Annotated in this window: 14 protein-coding genes and 1 pseudogene; 5 read left to right on the plus strand and 10 right to left on the minus strand. The window is 71.7% G+C overall.

Annotated elements, in window-relative coordinates:
* The first annotated feature begins 159 nt into the window (after positions 1–159).
* Positions 160–666: a nitroreductase/quinone reductase family protein gene (locus tag K415_RS0100385; RefSeq protein WP_197024612.1), complete on the plus strand. Its 507-nt coding sequence runs from the start codon at positions 160–162 to the stop codon at positions 664–666.
* A gap of 147 nt (positions 667–813) precedes the next feature.
* On the opposite strand, the gene K415_RS22345 is transcribed toward K415_RS0100385, so the two are convergent.
* The 5 genes from K415_RS22345 to K415_RS0100410 all read right to left on the minus strand — a co-directional run bounded on the left by K415_RS22345 (position 814) and on the right by K415_RS0100410 (position 3,479).
* The gene (locus tag K415_RS22345; protein ID WP_051480353.1) at positions 814–1,614 is read right to left on the minus strand and encodes a sigma-70 family RNA polymerase sigma factor; all 801 of its coding nucleotides are present in this window, start codon (positions 1,612–1,614) and stop codon (positions 814–816) included.
* A 17-nt stretch (positions 1,615–1,631) separates the two neighbouring features.
* Complete coding sequence (locus tag K415_RS24415; protein WP_231494954.1) at positions 1,632–1,787, minus strand: YgaP-like transmembrane domain; 156 nt, start codon at positions 1,785–1,787, stop codon at positions 1,632–1,634.
* Positions 1,736–1,846, minus strand: coding sequence for a DUF2892 domain-containing protein (locus K415_RS24420; RefSeq protein ID WP_231495023.1), 111 nt, complete (start codon positions 1,844–1,846; stop codon positions 1,736–1,738). The genes K415_RS24415 and K415_RS24420 overlap by 52 nt, the downstream gene beginning before the upstream one ends.
* Before the next feature lie 127 nt (positions 1,847–1,973).
* On the minus strand, positions 1,974–2,252 hold the full coding sequence (locus K415_RS0100405) for a hypothetical protein (RefSeq protein WP_024285150.1): 279 nt from the start codon (positions 2,250–2,252) through the stop codon (positions 1,974–1,976).
* A gap of 171 nt (positions 2,253–2,423) precedes the next feature.
* A complete protein-coding gene (locus tag K415_RS0100410; RefSeq protein WP_024285151.1) occupies positions 2,424–3,479 on the minus strand; it encodes a 2,3-butanediol dehydrogenase in 1,056 nt (351 codons plus the stop codon).
* A gap of 285 nt (positions 3,480–3,764) precedes the next feature.
* Here K415_RS0100410 and K415_RS0100415 point away from each other — a divergent pair, with 285 nt between their 5' ends.
* Positions 3,765–4,964, plus strand: a complete 1,200-nt coding sequence (locus K415_RS0100415; RefSeq protein ID WP_197024616.1) for an EAL and HDOD domain-containing protein — start codon at positions 3,765–3,767, stop codon at positions 4,962–4,964.
* A 67-nt stretch (positions 4,965–5,031) separates the two neighbouring features.
* On the opposite strand, the gene K415_RS0100420 is transcribed toward K415_RS0100415, so the two are convergent.
* Positions 5,032–7,248 (minus strand): bifunctional diguanylate cyclase/phosphodiesterase, encoded by a 2,217-nt coding sequence (locus K415_RS0100420; RefSeq protein WP_155859300.1) that lies wholly within the window; start codon positions 7,246–7,248, stop codon positions 5,032–5,034.
* 129 nt (positions 7,249–7,377) lie between these two features.
* A complete protein-coding gene (locus tag K415_RS0100425) occupies positions 7,378–8,418 on the minus strand; it encodes an NAD(P)-dependent alcohol dehydrogenase (RefSeq protein WP_024285154.1) in 1,041 nt (346 codons plus the stop codon).
* A gap of 166 nt (positions 8,419–8,584) precedes the next feature.
* Between K415_RS0100425 and K415_RS0100430 the strand changes: the two genes are divergently transcribed.
* On the plus strand, positions 8,585–8,932 hold the full coding sequence (locus tag K415_RS0100430) for a nuclear transport factor 2 family protein (RefSeq protein ID WP_024285155.1): 348 nt from the start codon (positions 8,585–8,587) through the stop codon (positions 8,930–8,932).
* Between the two features lie 202 nt (positions 8,933–9,134).
* On the opposite strand, the gene K415_RS0100435 is transcribed toward K415_RS0100430, so the two are convergent.
* Positions 9,135–10,538, minus strand: coding sequence for a sensor domain-containing diguanylate cyclase (locus K415_RS0100435; RefSeq protein ID WP_024285156.1), 1,404 nt, complete (start codon positions 10,536–10,538; stop codon positions 9,135–9,137).
* Between the two features lie 179 nt (positions 10,539–10,717).
* Between K415_RS0100435 and K415_RS0100440 the strand changes: the two genes are divergently transcribed.
* Positions 10,718–12,655, plus strand: coding sequence for an acyl-CoA dehydrogenase family protein (locus K415_RS0100440; RefSeq protein ID WP_024285157.1), 1,938 nt, complete (start codon positions 10,718–10,720; stop codon positions 12,653–12,655).
* Here the strand turns inward: K415_RS0100440 and K415_RS23185 are convergent.
* Positions 12,638–14,563, minus strand: a pseudogene (locus K415_RS23185) (heavy metal translocating P-type ATPase); the annotation flags it as partial. The gene K415_RS0100440 and the pseudogene K415_RS23185 overlap by 18 nt on opposite strands.
* Positions 14,563–14,805: a heavy-metal-associated domain-containing protein gene (locus K415_RS0100460; protein WP_024285161.1), complete on the minus strand. Its 243-nt coding sequence runs from the start codon at positions 14,803–14,805 to the stop codon at positions 14,563–14,565. The gene K415_RS0100460 and the pseudogene K415_RS23185, both read right to left, overlap by 1 nt.
* Before the next feature lie 173 nt (positions 14,806–14,978).
* Here K415_RS0100460 and rlmC point away from each other — a divergent pair, with 173 nt between their 5' ends.
* The gene (gene rlmC, locus K415_RS0100465; protein WP_024285162.1) at positions 14,979–16,103 is read left to right on the plus strand and encodes a 23S rRNA (uracil(747)-C(5))-methyltransferase RlmC; all 1,125 of its coding nucleotides are present in this window, start codon (positions 14,979–14,981) and stop codon (positions 16,101–16,103) included.
* Positions 16,104–16,105: the final 2 nt, after the last annotated feature.

Here is a 16,105-nt window from a genome sequence, read left to right on the forward strand (position 1 = left end):
CGGCGCCGGGCGCCGGTCGGTGACCGACGGACGGGCGATTGACTGACCTCCGGCATCCGGCTACCTTCCGAGGAGACACGGTGTTCCAAGTACCAAACTATCCGTGGCGACCGTAGCACCGCGACCCGGGCGCCCGTCCGAGAGGACGTGGGGACGCGGATGACTGCGGACCCGGCGCACCGGCGAGACCGCGTCCTGCGGCACCCGGGCGCGACCCTGGCGCGCTGGATGTACCGCGGGGGGCACCCCAACCGCCTCGCCCGGCTGATGAACCGGAGCGCCGAGCGCCAGTACTCCGCCGGGCTCCTGTCACCTCGCCGCGCGGTCACCCTGGAGGTGCGCGGGAGGGTCAGCGGCCGGACCATCTCCTTCCCCGTGGTGGTTGCCGACCACGACGGGCAGCAGTACCTCGTCTCCATGCTCGGCGAGGACGTCAACTGGGTGCGCAACGTCCGCGCGGCCGACGGGGAGGCGGTCATCCGTCGCGGTCGACGGCGGCCCGTCCGGCTCGACGAGGTGCCACCGGCCGACCGCGCCCCGATCCTTCGCCGCTATCTCGCACTGGCTCCTGGTGGCCGGCCGCACATCCCGGTCGACCGGCACGCCCCGCTCGGCGACTTCGAACGCGTCGCCGGCTCCTACCCCGTCTTCCGGATCGTCGGCTGACCCCGGACCCTCGCTCGACGACCGCGCACACCCCGACCATGCGCGTGAGCGCGACGGCTCAGGCGTCGTCCAGAGCGGACTCCCCCGCGTTCCAGGTCGCAGCGTCGTCGACCAGGACCCGCCGGCTGAGCCGCTCGTCCGGCAGCGTCACCGTGGAGGTGCACCGAGCGGAAGCACGGCAGTCCGCTCGTGGATTCGAGCGGTCTGCTCGCGCTGGACGACCGAGTCCGGGTCGCGCAGCGTCCCGCCGGCGCGCGCCAGGGCCTCGGTGGCACCCACCAGCGACGCATACAGCGGCGGGCAGGTGGGACAGGCGGCCAGATGCCGCTCGACCCTCTCGACGTCGGGCTGCGGGAGCACGCCGTCCAGGTAGTCGCCGACCAGGATGCGCGCGTCCCAGCACCGCATCGGTACTCCTCGTCCGGCCCGGGTCCGCTCAGCCCCGCGGGCCAAGGCGGTCACGAGCATCATCCGACCGCGACGCAGCCGTTGCTTGGCGGCGGGAAGGCTCACGTCGGCGATCTCAGCAATCTCGGCGACCGTCAGGCCCTCGGCATCGTGAAGCACCACCGCGGCGCGGTAGGCCACCGGCAGGCGGATCAGCGAGTCCTCGAGCTCGGCACGGGTCTCGGCCCGGGACACGACCTCGACGGCATCCACCGTCCAGGTGTCCTCGCGCCAGCGGGCCTCGACCAGCTCCCCGATGTCGTCGACGGGCAGCTCGCGCCTGCGACGGGTCTGGTCGACCGCCAGGTTGTGGGCGATCCGGTGCAGCCACGTCGCAAGGCTCGAGTCGCCGCGGAAGGTGGCCGCACGCTCGAGGGCACGCGCCAGGACCTCCTGGGTGAGGTCCTCGGCCTGGTGCTGGTCACGCGTGAGGGTCATCGCGAACCGCATCAGGCCGGGGACGAGGCCCGGAAGGTCAGCAGCAAGCTCCGCTGTCTCCACCCGTCCGACGGTAGTGGTCACCGGCGGGGTTCGGCGGCCCTGACAGTCGAGATGCCGAACAGGCGGTACAGCGGGCAGAAGCCGACCGCCGCCGTTGCAGCCATGACCACGGCGAGAACGATCAGGAGAATCCCGAGGATGCTGCCCAGGCCGAGGGCGAAGGCGCCGACCAGTGCCGCGGCGCGATGATCAGACGGATGATCCGGTCGGTCGTGCTCACGTTGGTGGTCATGGTTCCTCCTGTGGTCCCTGTGCCGACTCCCGACACCCCCCATGGTCGCAGGGATACACGGCACCGAGGTGCTCGTCGCGCCATGAACCCGCGCGGCGAGCTCCGGCGTCCTCGGACGCGACGGTCGTCAGGTGGCCGCCGCGACGAAGGTTCCCTCCGGGGTAGGTGAGACCCGCCACACGCGCACGTCCTTGCCACCGTCCGGCGCCTTCTGATGGAAGCGGACGGCGCCGTCGTCGTCGTCCACGAAACCGTCGCCGCTCACCACGTGTCGACCGGTCGGACCATCGAGCACGAACTGCCGCTCTCCCACGAAGTCCTCGAGGTCACCGGGCACACGGCCCTCGACCTCGAGCACCGTGTACGGCACTCCTGAGATCACCATCTCCGGCGTCGAGCTCGTCATGGCATCCCCTGCTCGTCGTGCGCGTCGCGGCCGCCGACGCGCACCGCTCCCTCAGCATCCAGCCACTTGATGTGAGTGTCCAGAGACCTGGCACGGCCCGCCGGGTCGACGCACGACGGGCTGCTCACGGCCCTCGTACCACGGTGGTCCCCGGGGCGTCCCGGGTCTGGCTCACGGGTGCACGAGGATCTTCACCGCTGTGTCGTTGCGGTTGATGAGCGTGTCGAGTCCCTCGTCGACGACGTCGCCGAGGTCGATCCGCCCGGTGATGAACGGCTTGAGGTCCACCTTGCCCTCCTGGACGAGCCGGATGGTCTCCGGGTGGTCGTTGACGTAGGCGATCGTGCCGCGGAGGTCGATCTCCTTGAGCACGATCTTCTGCATGTCGATCATCGCTGGGTGACCCCAGATCGAGACGTTCACCACGACGCCGCCCGGCTTGACCGCGTCGATCAGCTGGTCCAGCACCGCGTTCACTGAGCTGCACTCGAAGCAGACGTCGGCGCCGCGCCCGTCGGTCAGCTCGAGGACCCGGGCCTGCAGGTCCTCCTGACTGGGGTCGATCACGTGGTCGGCCACTCCGGTGTCGAGCGCCTTGGCCTTCCGCGCGTCGCTCAGCTCGGACACCAGCACCGTCAGGCCCTTGGCCCGGAGAACAGCCGCCGTGAGCAGGCCGATCGGCCCGGCCCCGCCGATCAGAGCGACGTCGCCGGCCTGGGCGCCGGACCGCACGAAGGCGTGGTGTCCGACCGCGAGCGGCTCGAGCAGGGCGGCCTCGTCGAGCGGGATGTCACCGATCGGGTGCACCCAGCGGCGCTCGACGACGACCTTCTCGCTGAGCCCGCCCCCGCCACCCGACAGTCCGATGAAGCCCATCGACCGGCACAGGTTGTAGCTCCCGGCCTGACACATGTCGCACGCGCTGCAGACGAAGTACGGCTCGACGACGACGTTCTGACCGACCTCGAGGTCGGTGACACCCTCGCCGAGGGCGCTGATCGTGCCGGAGAACTCGTGCCCCATCGTCACCGGCTCCTGCTCACCCGAGAGCGGGTGCGGGTGGCCCTTCGCCGGGATGAAGATCGGTCCCTCGAGGAACTCGTGCAGGTCGCTGCCGCAGATTCCGCACCACGCGACATCGATCGCCACGGCGCCCGGCCGGAGGGCGGGCTCCGGGATCTCGTCGATCGTGATGTTGCGTTGGCCGTGGAACCGGGCTGCTCTCATCGTTCCGTCATCTCCGTCGCTCGTGGAAACCAGTTCTCATCGACAGTACGCCGGGCACTGTCGACGTCCGGGTGAACCACGTGACCGGACAGCGGACGCGGGCCCGGTCGGTCGGGCCCCGGGTCAGCGCCACCGACGCACTGGTGGCACCGACGCAGCTGCCGCGGCGCCCTGCTAGTCCTCATCCCCGGACGCTGCTGACCGATGGGACTCATGCTGCTGAGCGATGGGAGTGACGTGGAGCGAACGGGATCATCGCCGCGCCCCTCGGCCGGGTGGGTGCACGTGGGTCGTCAGCCGATCTACGACACCTCGCTCGACGTCATGGGTCATGAGCTGCTCTTCCGGGCCGAGGAGTCGAGCCAGGAGGCCGGCCCCGGCATGGGCGACGCCGCCACCACGACAGTCATCCTCAACACGTTCACCGCCTTCGGGCTCGACCAGCTGGTCGGCGACCGGTTGGCGTTCGTCAACGTCACGCGACCGTTCATCCTCGGCACCATGCCCATGCCGTTCTCGCCGTCGGTCGTCGTCCTCGAGGTCGTCGAGAACGTGGCCATCGACGCGGAGGTCCACGCCGGCGTCCTGCAGCTCGCGGCCGACGGGTTCGCCTTCGCGCTGGACGACTTCCTCTGGGACCAGCACGACCGGGTGCCGCTTCTCCCGTACGCCTCGTACGTCAAGGTCGACATCAGCCAGGTCGCGCCCGACGAGCTGGGACCGACGGTCGCCCGCCTGGGTGCCTACGACGCTCTGCTCGTCGCTGAACGCGTGGAGACTGCCGAGGACCTGCGGATGTGCCAGGACCTGGGATTCGACCTCTTCCAGGGCTACTACCTGCTGCGTCCGGAGACCCTCTCGGCCGTCACCCTGAACCCTGAGCACCTGGCCTGCATCAAGCTGTTGCAGAAGCTCGCGGACCCGGCGATGACCGTCGAGGGCATCGAGCTGCTGGTGCAGCGGGACGCCGCGCTCACCTACCGGGTCCTGCATGCTGCGAATGCGGCCGCCACCGGCCTGCGCCGCAGGCTGACGTCCGTCCGTGACGCCCTGGTCATGCTCGGCACCCAGCGGCTGCGGGCCTGGGTGATCCTCCTGGTCGCCGCAGACGCGGGCGGAGGCAGCCCCGAACAGCTGACCGCCGCCGTCGTCCGCGCCCGGACCTGCGAGATCCTCGCCCCCACGCTCCGACTGAGCGCCGACGTGGCGTTCACCGCGGGACTGCTCAGCCGCCTGGACGTCGTCCTCGGGGTCCCGCTCCCCGACGTCCTGGGCAGCCTGTCCCTGTCCGACGAGCTGGGCGACGCCCTCCTGCGCTCGTCCGGACCGCTCGGGGACCTGCTCACCGCCGTACGGTCCTACGAGGCCGGGTCCACGTCCCCGGCGATCCCGTCCACACCGGACCTGACCGACGCCTACCTCGCCGCCGTCGCGTGGGCGACACGAGCCCTGGCCGACCTCCAGGATCCCCAGCCGGTCCACTGAGGACCGGTCGGCCGCGGACGCTCCGCATCGCGTGGCACCGGTCTGCGGTCAGGACCCCGGGCTGCGGTCAGGACCCCGAGCTGCGCAGGTAGTGCGCCGCCGCGTCGGGCGACAACGGCCGGCTGAGGTAGAAGCCCTGCGCCTGGTCGCACCCCGCCCGCGTGACGAGGTCGAGCTGCTCGCTGGTCTCGACGCCCTCCACCACCGTCGTCGCACCGATGGCCCGTGCCAGGTCGACGATGAACGCGAACATCGCCGCGTCCTCGGGCAGCCGGCTGGTGAACGACCGGTCGATCTTCAGGATGTCGACAGGCAGGTCACGCAGGTACGCCAGCGAGCTGTACCCGGTGCCGAAGTCGTCGATCGCCAGCCTCACCCCGAGGTCACGCAGCTCGCCGAGCCGTCCCAGGCTGTGCTCGACGTCGACCATCAGCACGCTCTCGGTGATCTCCAGCTGGAGGGCCGAGGCCGGCAGACCCACGTCGTCCAGCACGGCCCCGACGAGGTCGAGGCACCCCGTGCCCGCCAGCTGGAGGGCCGAGAGGTTCACCGCCACGGTCAGCGGCCGCCCGGTCTCCGCCCGCCATCGCAGGATCGTGGTGCAGGCCGTGCGCAGCACCTGCTCACCGAGGGAGTGGATCAGTCCGAGCTCCTCGGCCAGTGGGATGAAGATCGCGGGGGCCACGTCGCCGTACCCCGGCCGGCTCCACCGCGCCAGGGCCTCCACGCCGACGACGTCCCGCGATCGGCCACCCGGACCGAGCCGCGGGCCGTCCAGGCGCAGGACCGGCTGGTAGGCCACGGTGATCTCGCCCCCCTCGACGGCGCGACGCAGGGCGCCGTGGAACTCGAACCGCTCGCTCGCGCTGCTGCGCAGCCGCGGGTCGAAGACCGCCACCTGGTCACGCCCGGCGTCCTTCGCCTGGTACATCGCGACGTCGGCGTCGCGCAGCAGACCGGCGGCATCGATGTCGCCGACCTCGCCGACCATCACTCCCACCGACATCGTCGAGACGATGAGCCGGTCGCCGACCCGCATCGGCTCGCGCAGGGCCGCGCAGACCTGCTCTCCGACGGCCCTTGCCGCCTCGACGTCGGCGATCTCGGTGCACAGGAGGGCGAACTCGTCCCCGCCGAGCCGCGCCACCGTGTCGCCCCTGCGGATCACTCCGGCCAGCCGCTCGGCCACCACGCGCAGCAGGTCGTCCCCGGCTGCGTGGCCGAGCGAGTCGTTGACGACCTTGAACCGGTCGACGTCGCAGAACAGGACCGCGACCAGCTCCCGGTCGCGCGCGGCGTGCGCCAGGGCGACCCCGAGCCGGTCGCTGAAGAGCACCCGGTTGGGCAGGCCCGTCAGGGCGTCGTGCGTCGTCGAGTGGGCCAGAGCACGCGCAGCCTGACGCCGCTCGGAGATCTCGGTGACGACCCCGCCGACGCCGAGGAGCGTGCCGCCGACGCGCACCGGGAAGTAGCTCGACGTCCACACCCGATCACCGGAGGTCAGCTCGACGTCCTGGACCGGGGTGCCCGACCGGAGCACCCGTCGCAGATTGAGCGCCAGTGCCGGCACGCCGGTCGGGATGTCGGCCGCGAGCTGACCGAGGTGCAGCGCAGCCGGCAGCCCGGAGAGCCCGGCGAGGGCCGTGTTGAGCCTGCGGTACCTCAGGTCGACGTCCCAGAACCCCAGGCCCACCGGCGTGGCCTCGGTGTAGGTGTCGAGCAGTGCGAGCGCTCTGTCCCGGTCCCCGACGGCGTCCCGGTAGGCGGTGGCCGCCGTGTGCACGAACACCGCGATGCCTGCGAGCGAGACCGCACGCAGGAGGGCGACCGGGAGCGGGCCGTCGGACGCCCCGAGGGGCACGAGGGTGAGGTAGGCGACCGGGACGACGACCGCGACCAGGCGGCTGACCTGGCGTGGCAGGACCAGCGGGTACACCGCGACGATCACGAAGTACCACAGCAGGAAGTAGCCGCTGCCCTCCTGGCGCAGGGCCATCAGGACGTAGCCGAGCACGAGGACAGCACCCGCGCGGGCGGCGACCGCCCACGATCCGCGCCAGCCGAGCAGGCCCGCCACGCCCAGCACGACGAGCAGGGCCGCCGCCCCGGTGATGGGTGAGACGGATCGGCCGTCGGCCACGACCTGGACGGCGAGCCCGTGCCCGGCGAGCGCCAGGCCGGTCAGCGGTTCGAGGACCTGCAGGCGCAACGGAACGCTCGCGCGGCGTGGGTCATCCCCCTCTGCCGGGCGCCAAGAACCGCCCCCTGCCTGCTCCGCGGACATGGCGAGAGGCTACTCGGGGCTCTGACGTGGTGGCCCGGTCACCCGAGCACCGTGACGGACGTCGACGTTGCACCTCGTCGGACCATGGCCGACCGGGCAGAAGGCCCGCCCGCAGATCGGCACCCCGTGTCAGCCACCGGACGTCGCCGGGACCAGGATTCCGCGGCCGCGCAGCCGCCCCGCCTCGAGGTCGTCCATCGCATCGTTGACCGCGTCGAGCGGATAGGTGTGCGTGAGCATCTCGACCCGGCCGTCGGCGGCGAGAGCCATCAGCTCGACGAGGTCGTTGTAGCTGCCGACGAGGTTGCCGATCACGTTGCGCTCGGTCGAGATCACGTCGATCGTCGGGACGTCCACGGTCCCGCCGTACCCGATCACGAAGTCGCTACCTGCGCGTCGCGTCATCGTCCACGCGTCACGTTCGGCCCCGCGCTCCCCGACGAAGTCGAGCACGACCTCGGCCCCCTTGCCGTCGGTCAGCTCGAGCACCCGGTCGACGTGCGAGCCGTCCACCACGACGGTCTCGTCCGCACCCCAGCCACGCGCGAGGGCCAGCGCCTCCTCGTTCCGGTCGAGCACCACGATCCGCGTGGCGCTCATCGCCCGCAGGCACTGGATCCCGAGGTGACCGAGGCCACCGGCTCCGGTCACGACGCACGTGCTGCCCGGATGCAGCAGCGGTAGAGCCTTCTTGACCGCGTGGTACGCGGTGAGTCCGGCATCGGCCAGTGCGGCGACCGCCGCGGGTTCGACACCAGGACGCAGCTTGACCACCGAACGCGCGGACGTCTTGATCAGCTCGGCCATGCCGCCGTCCGAGTCGATGCCCGGGAACGCCTGCGCCTCGCAGTGCACGTCGTCCCCGGCCCGGCACGCCCGGCAGAAGCCGCAGGTCACCAGCGGGTGCAGGATCACCGCGTCGCCGGGCTTCAGGTGCTCGACCGCCGAGCCGACGGCGTGCACCCAGCCCGCATTCTCGTGCCCGAGCGTGTACGGCAGCGCCACGTTGCTCTTGGGCGCCCACTGCCCCTCGACGATGTGCAGGTCGGTGCGGCACAGACCGGCGCCGCCGACCCTGACCACCACGTCGAGGGGGTGGGTGACCACGGGCTCCGCGACGTCCTCGACCACAGGTCGCACCTCGTACCGATGCAGCCGAACCGCCTTCATGACGCCTCCTGACACCTGGACCGCCTCATCGCCGTCCGTGCTTCGGACCCTACCCAATCCCCGGTGCCGACTCGCGTGGACAGGCGCCGCAGAACGAGCACACTGGGGACGACCGGCAGCTCGCCTGTCGGGCTCCGATCCCGGATCGTCGATCGAAGGGAACACCATGACCACCACAAGGACCCCCGAAGAGGTCTTCGCGCACCACGGTCAGACTCTGGGCGCCGAAGACCTCGAGGGCATCATCTCCGACTACGCGGACGACGCGATCCTCATCGTCCAGGCGAAGGTGTACCGCGGCAAGGACGGCGCCCGCCAGGTCTTCACCCAGCTGCTCAGCGATGTCCCGCAGGCGCAGTGGGAGCTCGAGACCGCTTTCGCCGACGACGTGCTCTACCTGGGCTGGAAGGCGGCCGGCGGCGGCCGCAAGGTCGACAACGGCGTCGACACGTTCATCTTCGCCGACGGCATGATCCGGGTGCAGACGGTCGTGTACACCGTCCAGCCCGTTTGAGACCCGCAGCAGCGCGGCCGGTCCCGTCGGGGTCACGATCAGCGCGGGCGCCGCGAGCCTGGCGAACGACGCCCTGGGTGAGGCGAAGGCGACCGGCCGCGACGCCGTCGTCGTTGCGCGCCCGATGGACCGCACCTTGGCGGTCTCGACCTCGAGTGCTGTGGCCCGCTCCGCCTGGTGAGGCGGGCAGTGCCCCGCGGGGTCACTCCTCGTGTCGGAGGAATCGGCTGCCACCCGCGGACTTCGCCCGGTACATCGCCTGGTCGGCGTTGTGCAGGAGCGTGTCGGTGGTGTCCGCCGGCCCGGCCAGCGTGCCGCCGATGCTCGCGCCGACGCGGACCGCCCGGTCCCGGACCCGGACCGGTTCGACGAGAGCCTCGAGCAGCCGGTCGGCGAGCTCCGGGAGGCGTCCTGTCCAGGCACCCTCGACGAGCATCGCGAACTCGTCACCCCCGAGTCGCGCGAGCATGCACTCGTCGGGAGCGGCGGAAGCCAGGCGCCCGGCCACGATCGCGAGCACGTCGTCGCCCGAGCCGTGTCCCAGCGTGTCGTTGACGGTCTTGAACCCGTCGAGGTCGATGAAGAGCATCGCCACCGGCGATCCGTCCTCACGCGAGGCGGCCAGTGCCTGGTCGACGCGCTCACGGAAGTGGGCCCGGTTCACCAGTCCGGTCAGCGGGTCGAGGATCGCCTGCTGAGCGAGCGCCTCCTCCAGCACCTTCTCGTAGGTGACGTCGAGGAGGACGCCGTTGAGCACGCTGCCGCCGCCACGTCCGGCTCTCGCGACCGCCACGTCATGGACCCACACGATGTGGCCGTCCCGGTGGCGCAGCCGGTAGGTGACGCCGTGCGGCGGGTTCTCGGACGGGTCGATCCGCTCCTCGGCCGCGAGCGCCTCCGCGCGGTCCTCGTCGACGATGCGGTCGAACCACAGGCCCTCGACGGCAGTCCACTCCTCCACGGTGAAGCCGAGCAGCTGCTCGATCTGCGGGCTCACGTAGTGCCAACGTCCCGCGGCGCCCACCTCGGCCGTGTAGACGACCGCCGGCACGCGCTCGACCAGGAGCCGGTAGTGCGCCTCCGCAGCGCGCAGCTGCTCCTCGAGCGTCTTGCGGTCGCTGATGTCCTGCGTCATGCCGATGGCGTATTCCGGGCGCCCGCTGCCGTCCCGCACCAGCGAGACGGTGAGATAGGTCCACAGGTGCGTGCCGTCCTTGCGCACGAAGCGCTTCTCCAGGCCGAACCGCTCGATCTCCCCGGCCGTGAGCCGCGCGAAGAGGCGCATGTTCTCCGGGTTGTCGGCCGGGTGGGAGAACTCGCTGAAGGGCATCCGCGCGAACTCCTCGGCGGTGTAGCCCAGGAGCCGGCGCAGGGTCTGGTTGGTCAGCGGGGTGCGTCCCTCGAGGTCGACGATCCCGATGCCCAGCGGGGCGAGCTCGATGATCGCCTCGAGCTGGGCGAGGCGCTCCGCCTGCACCCGGACGACCTCGGCGTGGTCGGCGTGCTCGTCGGCGGGGGTGCGCTCGTCGGCGGGGGCGTGCTCGGCGTCCGTGGGCACGCCGAGGACCGCGGGGTCTCCGCTGCGCCCGTCGTCCGTTGCGCCCATGGTTCGCACATCACCTCGGCGATCTCGCGGCAGCCTGGTCCCTCCCGCGTCGTACGGTGTCTATCGACATCTCGACGACGGGCCTGAACACCCGGCAGCGGGTGAGGCTCATCACCCCTGAGTAGCATCGAAGGGAGCGGCCCGCCCGTTCTGCGCAGGGCCTGCCGGGAGGGGTTCTGATGGGCAGCAGCACCGTGCACCAGCCCGCGACGTCGGGCGAGCGCAAGGCCCGGGAGGTCGCCGAGGCGGCCAGGGAGACCGAGTGGAGCCGGCCCAGCTTCGCCAAGGGGCTGTACCTCGGTGAGTTCGACCTCTCGCTCATCCATCCGTATCCGCTGCCGGACCCTGACGAGGTCGCCCGCGGCGACGCGTTCCTCAGGACGCTCGGCGACTACTGCCGGACGCTCGACGGCAGCCGGATCGAGCGCGAGGACCACATCCCCGACGAGTACCTCGCCGGTCTGCGCGAGCTCGGCGCCTTCGGCATGAAGATCCCGCGCCGGTACGGCGGGCTCGGGCTCTCGCTCGTCCACTACGGCAGGGCCCTCATGCTGGTCAGCACGGCGCACCCGAGCCTCGGCGCGCTGCTCTCCGCGCACCAGTCGATCGGCGTGCCCGAGCCGGTGCGCATGTTCGGCACCGAGGAGCAGAAGCAGGAGTACCTGCCCCGGTGCGCGCAGGGCGCCATCTCGGCCTTCCTGCTGACCGAGCCCGACGTCGGCTCCGACCCGGCGCGGATGGGTTCGACCGCGACGCCCGCGGCCGACGGCGACGCCTACCTCCTCGACGGCGTGAAGCTCTGGACGACGAACGGCCCCATCGCCGAGCTGCTGGTGGTCATGGCCACCGTGCCCCCGCACGACGGCGGTCGGGGCGGGATCACCGCCTTCGTCGTCGAGGCGGACGCGCCGGGGATCACGGTCGAGAACCGCAACGCCTTCATGGGCCTCAAGGGCATGGAGAACGGCGTCACCCACTTCCACCAGGTCCGGGTGCCGGCCGCGAACCGGATCGGCCGGGAGGGGCAAGGGCTCAAGATCGCACTGACGACGCTCAACACCGGGCGACTGTCGATCCCGGCGATCTGCGCGGGCGGCTCCAAGTGGGCGCTGACGATCGCGCGCCAGTGGTCGACCGAACGGGTCCAGTGGGGCCGGCCCGTCGGCGAGCACGAGGCGGTCGGCACGAAGGTCGCGTTCATCGCCGCGACGACGTTCGCCCTGGAGTCCGTGTTCGAGCTCTCGGCAGCCCTGGCGGACGCCGGGCAGAAGGACGTCCGGATCGAGGCCGCGCTGGCCAAGCTCTGGTCGAGCGAGATGGCCTACCGGGTCGCCGACGAGCTCGTGCAGATCCGGGGCGGTCGCGGCTACGAGACGGCCGACTCGCTCGCCGCCCGTGGTGAGCGTGCGGTGCCCGCCGAGCAGCTCCTGCGGGACATGCGGATCAACCGCATCTTCGAGGGGTCGTCCGAGATCATGCGACTCCTCATCGCGCGCGAGGCGGTCGACGCGCACCTGGCGGCCGCCGGTGAGCTCGCCTCCCGGGACGCCGACCTCCGCGCCAAGGCGAGGGCGGCGGCCCACGCCAGCGGCTTCTACGCCCGGTGGCTGCCGAAGCTCGCCGTCGGCAAGGGCGCACGGCCCGGGGCGTACGGCGAGCTCGGGCGGCTGGCGCGCCACGTCCGCTACGTCGAGCGGTCCTCGCGGACCCTGGCCCGCCGTACGTTCTACGCGATGGCCCGCTGGCAGGCGGGTCTGGACCGCAAGCAGGTGCTCCTCGGCCGCATCGTCGACATCGGCGCCGAGCTCTTCGCGATGTCAGCGGTCTGCGCGCGTGCCGAGTCCCTGCGAGCGCAGAACCCTGCCGACGGCAGCTCCGCCGTCCGGCTCGCCGACGTCTTCTGCGAGCAGTCCCGGCACCGGGTGGACGAGCTCTTCCGACAGCTCCGGAACAACACCGACCGGCCGGACCGCGCCCTGGCCAGGGCCGTGCTCAAGGGTGACGTGCGTTGGCTGGAGGACGGCGTCATCGACGCCTCCGAGGGCACCGGGCCGTGGATCTCCGCCCCGTCGCCCGGCCCGTCGACGAGGGCGAACGTCCGCCGCCGGTACCGCTGACACCTGCGCGTCGGTCGCCGCCCGGACCTGCCGGCGGCGCAGCAGTCGCATGGCATTGATGATCACGACGAGCACCGAGACCTCGTGGACGAGCATCCCGGCGGACATCGTCACACCACCGCCGAGCACCCCGGCCAGCAGCAGGCCGACCGTGACCAGCGCGACGACGATGTTCTGGCGCATCGTGCGGACGGTGCGCCGGGCCAGGGCGATCGCCTGCGGGAGCTTGAGCAGGTCGTCACCCATGAGGGCGATGTCGGCGGTCTCGATCGCCACCCCGCTGCCGGCCGCACCCATCGCGACCCCGATGTCCGCGGTCGCGAGGGCCGGGGCGTCGTTGACGCCGTCGCCGACCATCGCCACGGTGTGGCCCTGGGCCTGCAGCTCGCGCACCGCGTCGAGCTTGTCCTCGGGCAGCAGACCGGCGCGGACCTCGTCGACGCCCACCTGGGCGCCGACCGCGCCGGCGATCGCCGCGGTGTCGCCGGTGAGCATGACGACCCTGCGCACACCGGCCGCGTGCAGGTTCGCCACCATCGCTGCGGCGTCGGGCCGGATCGAGTCGGCGACCGCGACCACGCCGGCCACCCGCCCGTCGATGGCGACGACCATCGGGGTGCGGCCGGTCGCAGCGAGCCGCTCGACCGTGCCGGCCGGAGCCGTGGTGTCGGTGATGCCCTCGGCGGTCAGCAGGGTCAGGTTCCCCACCACGATCCGGTGACCGTCCACGACGGCCACGATCCCCTTGCCCGGCACCGGCTCGGTCGCATCGGGCACACCCGCGACGGGCAGCCCCTCGGCCCGGGCCGCCTGCACGATCGGCCGGGCCAGGGGGTGCTCGGAGCCTGCCTCGGCGCGCGCCGCCCACATCAGCACGTCGCCGCGGGTCAGTGTCGGGTCGAGCACGACGACGTCGGTCAGCACCGGACGCCCCTTCGTGAGGGTGCCGGTCTTGTCGAGCGCGACAGCGGTGATCCTCGCCGAGGTCTCGAGGAACTCCCCGCCCTTGATCAGGATGCCGTCCCGTGCGCCGCGACCGATGCCGGCCACGACCGCGACCGGGATGGAGATGACCAGCGCCCCGGGGCAGCCGATGACCAGCAGGGTCAGGGCGAGGACCACGTCCCCGGTGACCAGGCCCACGACCAGGGCCAGCACGATGATTGCCGGGGTGTACCAGGCGGAGAACCGGTCCATGATGGCCTGCGTCGCGGCCTTGGCGTCCTGGGCCTCCTCGACCCGGTGGATGATGCGGGCGAGCGTCGTGTCGGCACCCACACCGGTCGCCTCGACCTGGAGGAACCCGCCGCGCGAGATCGTGCCGGCGAAGACCCGGTCGCCGGCCAGCTTCTCCACCGGGATCGACTCACCGGTGATCGACGCCTCGTCCAGCGCGCCGGTACCCCCGGTCACCGCGCCGTCGACCGGGACCTTCGCGCCGTTCTTGACCAGCACGGTCTCCCCGAGCAGCACCGATGCCGCCGGGATCTCGACCTGGTGACCGTCGCGCAGCACGATCGCCACGTCCGGGGCGACGGCGATCAGCTCGGCCAACGCGGAGCGGGTCTTGTTCAGCGTGGCGTTCTCCAGGGCGTGACCCACCGCGAAGAGGAAGGTCACGGCCGCTGCTTCCCAGTACTGGCCGATGACCAGGGCGCCGATCGTCGCGACCGAGACGAGCAGGTCGATCCCGACGACCCTGACCGCGAGCCCACGTGCGGCCTTGACCACGATCGGCGCACCGGCGACCACGGCTGCCGAGGTCATCAGGACCTCGGCAGCGGAGTCGACCCCTGGGAAGCGGGCGACGACGAAGGACGCCAGGATCAGCACCCCGGAGACGGCCGGAACACGCCACCGGCCGTGCAACCACTGATGGAACCTGGCCCTGTCGATCGTCCCCGGCATCAGAAGGCCGTCGCGTGGGCGGTGTAGCCCGCCTTGGCCACCTCGGCGACGAGCCGGTCGACGCCGGCGACGCCCGGGTCGTGGTCGACCTCGATCCGGGACGAGGCGAACTGGACCCGGACCGCGCTGACACCGGGCAGGGCACCGACCCGCTTCTCGATCTTGGCGACGCACGAGGGGCAGGTGAAGCCCTCGGCACGCAGGGTGGTGTGGGTCGTGGCCGTGGGAGCGGTGGTGCTCATGATCGTCCTGTCGTCGGTCCGGTCACCCGCTGGGGTGCTGAGGCCGACGTTAGGTACCCGCCCCTGCCGCGACCATGACGCGCGTCAATCAACCGCGGATCGCAGTGTCCTGGTCGCCCCGGGTCGACCCGGGGCGGGATGGCGGTGCTCACCTGCGACGTAGAGTCCCACCCATGCAGTGCCCCCACTTCGATGCGGCGCGGTGCCGTTCGTGCACCCTCCTCGGCCGGCCCTACGCCGAGCAGCTCGCCGCCAAGGCCGGGCACTGCGCCGACGTGCTCGGCGAGCGTGCGGACCTGCAGTGGATCTCGCCGGCGGCGAGCCGGGAGTCAGGCTTCCGCAACAAGGCGAAGATGGTGGTCGGCGGCACCGCGCAGCGCCCCACGTTGGGCATCCTCGACGCCGAGGGCACGGGCGTCGACCTGAGCGACTGCGGTCTGTACCCCCCGAGTCTCCAGGCCTGCTTCCCGGTGCTGGCCGCGTTCGTCGGGCAGGCCGACCTCACGCCCTACGACGTCTCGCGGCGTTCCGGTGAGCTCAAGTACCTGCTCGTCACCGAGTCGCCCGACGCCGAGCTCATGCTGCGCTTCGTCCTGCGGTCGCAGGAGCCGGTGGCGCGGATCCGCAAGCACCTGCCCGCGCTGCTGCGGGCGCTGCCCCAGCTGGTCGTGGTGTCCGTCAACCTCCTGCCCGAGCACAAGGCCGTCGTGGAGGGCGATCGCGAGATCCTGCTGACCGACGAGGCGACGCTGCGCATGAGCGTCAACGGCATCGACCTCTACCTGCGACCGCAGAGCTTCTTCCAGACGAACACCGAGGTCGCCGCCGCCCTGTACCGCCAGGCCCGGGACTGGGTCGACGAGCGCGGGCCCGCGTCGCTCTGGGACCTCTACTGCGGCGTCGGCGGGTTCGCCCTGCACTGCGCCGACCCGGCACGGGACGTGACAGGTATCGAGGTCAGCGGCGAGGCGGTCGCCAGCGCCGACCTGAGCAGGCATCAGGCCGGCCTGGGCCGCGTGCGCTTCCAGGTCGGCGACGCCACGGCGTTCGCCGTCGGTGCGGCGTCGGCGCCTGAGCTCGTCATCGTCAACCCGCCACGACGCGGTATCGGCGACCGGCTGGGCCGCTGGCTCGAGTCGTCGTCCGTCCAGCAGGTGATCTACTCCAGCTGCAACGCCGAGTCGCTGGCGCGTGATCTCCTGGCCATGCCGTCCCTGCGACCGCGGCGGGCGCAGCTCCTCGACATGTTCCCGCAGACGTCGCACTACGAGGTGCTCGTGCTGCTGGAGCGGGCGTAGCG

The organism is Cellulomonas sp. KRMCY2 (genome assembly GCF_000526515.1).
Classification (GTDB): Bacteria; Actinomycetota; Actinomycetes; order Actinomycetales; family Cellulomonadaceae; genus Actinotalea.